The sequence below is a fragment of the Desulfomarina sp. genome, from assembly GCF_054039375.1.
On sequence record NZ_JBPLBA010000065.1, the window covers coordinates 1 to 6,080 of the forward strand.

The 6,080-nt window shown below is 45.3% G+C and carries 6 protein-coding genes; all 6 read right to left on the minus strand.

The genetic code is table 11. The features are described from left to right. Window positions 1-132: 132 nt before the first annotated feature. Window positions 133-897, minus strand: a complete 765-nt coding sequence (locus ACXLDX_RS03610) for an oxygen-binding di-iron domain-containing protein (protein ID WP_457575825.1) — start codon at window positions 895-897, stop codon at window positions 133-135. A gap of 205 nt (window positions 898-1,102) precedes the next feature. Further along, window positions 1,103-2,320, minus strand: a complete 1,218-nt coding sequence (gene trpB, locus ACXLDX_RS03615) for a tryptophan synthase subunit beta (RefSeq protein WP_457575826.1) — start codon at window positions 2,318-2,320, stop codon at window positions 1,103-1,105. Continuing rightward, window positions 2,313-2,603 carry a Trp family transcriptional regulator gene (locus tag ACXLDX_RS03620; protein ID WP_457575827.1) on the minus strand — a complete coding sequence of 97 codons (291 nt, stop codon included), beginning with the start codon at window positions 2,601-2,603 and terminating at the stop codon, window positions 2,313-2,315. The genes trpB and ACXLDX_RS03620 overlap by 8 nt, the downstream gene beginning before the upstream one ends. A gap of 137 nt (window positions 2,604-2,740) precedes the next feature. Then, window positions 2,741-3,070 carry a hypothetical protein gene (locus ACXLDX_RS03625; RefSeq protein WP_457575828.1) on the minus strand — a complete coding sequence of 110 codons (330 nt, stop codon included), beginning with the start codon at window positions 3,068-3,070 and terminating at the stop codon, window positions 2,741-2,743. Beyond that, on the minus strand, window positions 3,061-4,236 hold the full coding sequence (locus tag ACXLDX_RS03630) for an ExeA family protein (protein ID WP_457575829.1): 1,176 nt from the start codon (window positions 4,234-4,236) through the stop codon (window positions 3,061-3,063). Before ACXLDX_RS03630 ends, ACXLDX_RS03625 begins: the two co-directional genes overlap by 10 nt. 183 nt (window positions 4,237-4,419) lie before the next feature. After that, window positions 4,420-5,403 carry a TAXI family TRAP transporter solute-binding subunit gene (locus ACXLDX_RS03635; protein WP_457575830.1) on the minus strand — a complete coding sequence of 328 codons (984 nt, stop codon included), beginning with the start codon at window positions 5,401-5,403 and terminating at the stop codon, window positions 4,420-4,422. Window positions 5,404-6,080 lie beyond the last annotated feature (677 nt).

Below are 6,080 nucleotides of genomic sequence, written 5' to 3' on the forward strand. Positions count from 1 at the left end.
TATTTAGCCCGATTTTCCCACGTTAGGTGTTGATAACTCTGTTGATAACATGGTTAAAACACTGTGGATAAATTTTCTCAGCGAATGATTTTAACGTTGACAGACTACCTCAGAAGTCTGTGAGTAATTATGTTACTCCGGTAATTTGAAGAGGTTATCGGCAAAGTCATCAACTGCTGTTTTCTCCTGTTCAACCCATCTGTAAAACTTTTCGACAATTTCCCTGCCGCAGAATCGTGCGCCATGCTGGGGCACAATCATTTCCACATCCAGTTTCCGCACCATCTCTACCCATTTCCGACAGAGAAGAGTACTGGGAATGTATCGATTATGAAATCCCGACATGGATGCAATATGGTTTTCAAATTCTTCGCCCGTTGAAATCTGTTCCAGCTCGGGGTTGATTGATGCGCCAAGATCGCTGGTGAAGAGGATTTTTGCAGTTTCATCATAGAGGTGGAAATTACCGGGAGAGTGCATGAAATGTCCCGGAACCGCCATGAGTCTGCTGTTCCCCAGTTGAAAACGCATTCCCGAATCGTCAATGGTCGTCACTCTTTTTTCCGACAGTCCTCTGACACAGAAGGCTGGAATAAAACGGGCCCAGAGGGAAGAAATCATGATCTGTGCCTTGCAGATCGGCAGCCAGAGGTTCAGGCCGGAACCTATGTCGGGGTCCTGGTGGGAGAGAAATATATAATCGAGACAGCCGGCTGGGATAAAATGAGCAATTGCTCCAAGCAGGTCACGGTAAACCCGATACCCCCCGCAATCCAGGAGCAGCCCCCTCTTGTTGTCCAGGATGAGAAACTGGTTCGATTGAATTTCTCCTGAATCAGTAAGGTCGTGAAATTTAATGCATTTATGATTTCCGTCATCAAACAGTACTATTGACATGGCCGCCTCATGAGAAGTTAAGAAATTAAAGAACTAATATAAATAACTTTACTCATCACTGCAGGACCATTCAAGAAAAATAGTAATTACTCACAGGTGTCATAAATTTTTACAGCCTTTTTTGTCCGCTGTAGCACAACTCCTGTGCGGCGGGCAAAAAAGACCGTGAAAAGGTGGACTGCCTGTGAGTAATACCTTTTACCTGTTACAGGCCGTAGTCTTTACCGTATTGTTCAACAACAAAGTCTATATCCTTGTCACCTCTGCCCGAGAGATTGACGAGAATGGTCTGGTCCGGGCTCAGATCCCTGGCCAGTTTCTCGGCAAAAGCCATGGCATGGGCACTTTCGATGGCAGGGATAATTCCTTCCGTGCGGGACAGCTGGAAAAGGGCGTCAATCGCTTCCTTGTCGCTGGCGGTTACATATTGCACTCGACCGATATCCTTCAGCAGGCTGTGTTGAGGTCCGACACCAGGGTAGTCCAGACCTGACGCAACGGAGTAGACAGGCAGGGGCTCACCGTTTTCGTCCTGGAGGAGATAGGATTTGAATCCATGGAGGACGCCGGGTGTTCCTTTTGTCAGGGTTGCGGCGTGGTCTCCATCATCAAAACCTCTGCCCGACGGTTCCACACCAAAAATTGAAATATCTTCATCTTCTAGAAATGCACTGAACAGGCCGATGGCGTTTGAGCCGCCACCAACGCAGGCAACGAGGTTGTCCGGCAGCTTGCCGTAGCGTTCCTGAAACTGTTTCTTTGCTTCACGGCCCACAACTGACTGGAAATCACGGACCATCATGGGGAATGGATGGGGGCCGACAACAGAACCGATGGCGTAGAGCTGGTTGACGGGGTCTTCAAGATAGGCTTCGAAGGCTACATCCACCGCGTCTTTGAGCGTTCTGGTGCCACGGTCAACGGGAATGACGTTGGCGCCGAGGATCTTCATTCTGATGACATTCGGGTGCTCTTTGACGATATCGATTTCGCCCATGTAAATATCGCATTCAAGGCCGACAAGAACAGCAGCGGTAGCCAGGGCCACACCATGCTGCCCAGCTCCGGTTTCCGCTATGATTTTTTTCTTGCCCATTTTCTTGCAGAGAAGAGCCTCTCCCAGGCAGTGATTGATTTTGTGGGCTCCGGTATGGTTGAGGTCTTCGCGTTTAAGGAAAATTTTACCTCCACCGATTTTTTCCGAGAGGTTTTTCAGGTAAAAGATGGGGCTGGGTCTGCCCACGTAGTCTTGATAGAGGGTATTGAGTTCCTCATGAAAATCCGGGTCTTTGGAAATTTCGCTATAGGCCGTTGTAATCTCATCAAGTATTGATTCCAGTACCGGCGGGATAAAACTGCCGCCATATTCACCGAAATAGCCCTTTTCATCCGGCATTGCCATTTTTTTAATATCGTTACCCATCTCTTTTTTCCTTTTTCGAATAATATTTGTCGAGAAGTTTCAAAGTAACCGAGTTCTTTTTTTTCAGTATCTTTGATCCCCTTGTTATTTTGCAGAGACTGATTTTGTGTCGCGCTGCTATGGCTCTCTGGGGTTCTCCTTCGTGCAGTTCCTTGAGGAGCTGCCACCTGAGAGAAAGAGCTTCCACCTCCTTTGGTGTGAGGAGTTCGGTCCACAACTGCTCCATGTCATCCACATCTTTCAGCTCTGCCACTATCTGCATCAGTTCTTTCCTGGCGTCCATAATCCCCTTTGGTTTCTATTGATAGAAACATATAAAATATGATCGAGAAAATTACAACTGAATTAATTTATATTTTCAGATTATCAATGAATTTGTAACTGGTCACGGCCACAACAACTTCAGGAACCTTTCCTGCTTTATTGTTTCTTCTTTTTTTTCAATAACCAGTCGATCAGATCCATAGGGTTTGGCTGGGTGTCCGATGTCGCTTTTTCCTTGGGATCTAACGGTGTTTCATGGGCCGTGCGATGTTTGTCTGGCCGTTCCGGAAGAGAGGAATGAGGAGCAAAAACAGGTTTTCGGCGGGGAAAAGTTGTTTTACCAGGACGTGTAGCCGGTATTTTTTCAGGAGGAGTTATGGCAGATTTTTCGATTTGATCCTTTTTCTTTTCGACGTTTTCTTTATGTTTACGGACAATATCCAATTTGGTGTCTGAGCGAGGAACTGGAATTTTACTCAACTCCACACTGGCTGTTTGTCCGGGCTTGTTTTTTTCCAGCCATTTTCCCTGGTGCTGCCGGCAGGAAAAGTTGAAGTTGTTGCCATGTCCAAAGGTTTTTTTTCAGGACGGTATTCTGATGGATATCCTACTGCATCAAAATTATTGTCCTGACGATCAGGAGCAGGAGCTGGCAATGGATAGATGGTATTGACAGGGGGAAGTATTTCAGTGTCGCTCAACCGGGTTGATGAGTTATCGACAAACTCCGGATTGGTTTGATAGTACAGATAACATCCACCGGCCAGCAGGGACAGTGCCAATGCAACAATACAGAGTTTGATAAAAAAATGTCCGGTTTTCTGACTCTTATCCGCTGTATCGGCCCGGTGTGCTGGTCTTTGTGGTTCTATTTCATTGCTTTGTTTTTCTGAAAAATGAAATTTCTCTATTGTCTGCTGAATTGCCGCCCCATCGATTATCACCTTTTGTTCACTGCACCCGAAATACAGGGCCAGGTCACAGAGAGCATTGATCATGCCGGGATAGCCTCTGGAGCATCTGTAAATTGCCGAAATAGCGTCCCTGGTGAAAATCTCTCTGGTTGCACCGGCAATATGCAGGCGGTGTCTCAGGTATTGGGTCGTCTTATCCAGTGAAAGTGGAACAAAATGGTATCGGTTCCGAACAGACTCTTCTATTGCTGAATTTGCTGTTTGACCAACCAGGCAGATACTCACCCCGAACGGGCTACTGCTCTGCATTTCTGCAAGTTGTAATATTTCGGTGGTTAATTCCGGGGAAATAAGTTGAATTTCATCCAGAACCAATAACGTTTGGGAGTTTTTTGCAGCCCGTTCAGTGAAGAATTTTATTATTTCATGGCGACTATCCGTCCGGGGAGGCAGTTGAAAGGCATACATCACCTGGTGGTAAAAGTCCTCGACAGTGAAATCAGTATTTGAAATAACCGCGCTCAATATATTCTGAGCCTGGGATTTTACAAGAGCGTGGACTACATAGCTTTTTCCTGTCCCGGTATCTCCAGTAATGAGACCTGTCTTGCCGGGATTCATCAGGCAGTAGTTGATAATATCCCGGGAGCAGGTGTAATTTCTTCCTTCCCACAGAGATGCAGGATCGTTGCAGATCTGAAAAGGGGCTCTGTTGAGATGATAGAATTCAAGATACATGGAAAATGATAATAATCCCTGGATGTTGTTTCTTTTTTTGCTTAATTTCCATTTTCCTTGACTTCGAACGAAAATTCAAATTTTTCTGGTAGCACAGATAACGGGTAAAAAGAACAACTATGGACAGGCACCAGTAGCGGCATTGGGTGACAACTCTATGGTTTTTATGCTTCTGAACTGTAATTACTCCTGAAGAACTCCTTTGATCGCTTGAAGAATCGGGTTTACCTCATCAGGTTCTCTTGAAGCAGGGGCCATATGTGTAAGCCTGTTTTTCACACAGTCATATTGCTGCCAGCCTTTCAACGGGTAATTGAGATCAACTGCAAGCCATTTGGGGTGACCGTGTTGTTTCAGCCAATCAATGTTTTCATAGAGCAATTGACCTATTCGGCCAACATTTTGGCAGTTGGTATAGCGGAAATTGAACGAGATCAGGACTGCCTTAACTGCAACAGTGGGAACATCTTCCTGCTGCCAGGGATATGTTTCAGCAGGGATCGTTGTTTGAGGATAGAAGCTGGTAATCGCCTTGTCCTTTATCGTCAGCAGGGACAGGTTGTCTTCATCTGTTATTTCGCTGCTGAGAAGTTTTACCGGATAGCCTGCCACATAGAACATGGCATCAATACTGCCTTCTTTCAAGGCATGAAGTGCATCATTCGTCCCGATTGTTACTTTTTCTGATGGCTGAACTCCAGATATTTCAAAGAGAAGCTGTGCGGTCAGGTAGGTTCCGCTCCCTTCTTTGCCAATCGCAACTTTCTTCCCCTGGAGATCCGGGAAGCCATGAAGAACATTCTGGCCGATAAGGTGGATTTCTTCATTATACAGCGGAAATACCATTTTGATTTTTTGAGCTATTTTTTTTAGAACCGGATCTGTCTGTACTCTGGAAACAAAGGCGAGAACATCAGCCTGGACAATGCCCAACTGGGTATTGGGCCGTTTATAGACAGCATAGATATTTTCTACGGATCCATTTGACGCTGAAACATTCAAGGATATACCATTTTGCTCCAGCAGTGAGGCCAGGTTCAGGCCGAACTGGTAATATGTACCCTTAGTGCTCCCCGTCACAATCCCCATGGAGGCCGCAAAAAGTTGTGTTACAGGAATGAAGAAAAATAAAAAAAGAAAGAAACCAGCCTGCAGTGCCCGTATCAATGTGACCTCCTGTTTGTTTTATGGTCACCTTGAAAAATTGCCTTTTCGCCCTGTCCCCGTTTCACAGAGAAATGGAAAATAATTGCATATAACTCAATGCTGTCAACTCAGTGTCTGTCCAGAAATGAGGATTTTTGTTCGAGATCAAGGCGCACGGGAAATTTTACCGCAGGCATATAAATGATATTCCTGGGGTAAAATTTTTCGGGCAACGCAGATATCGGGCAAAAAGACCAACTATGGGCAGGCACGAGTTAACGGCATCGACATATAACTGATATGATGCGTTTTTAAACTTTTCAAGGCATACCTTGTGAGTGTTCAACAATTTTCCGACAGAAACATGATGTGAGGACAGATCAAATTTCTGAAAGCAAAATCAGCTCCAATTGTATGATGGGAAAGACAGTACTGAATAAAAAGGGATAAGTCAACCTGCTAAAGCAGGCATATTCCCAATCCGGCTGTGGGTCACCCTGGGGTTCACTGGCAATGAGCGTTCTACCTGGGTGTTGCCGGGTCAAATTTTAAAATAACCTGATTACGTATGAAACTAAAGTTTAGAGTTTCACATTTATTTCCATCATTACGATGGAGGTGGATTTTTCTCCACTATATTGCTCTTTGACATCATATATTCTTGTTTTCCAGGGCAAAAGCCTCTATTCGGCTCTGAT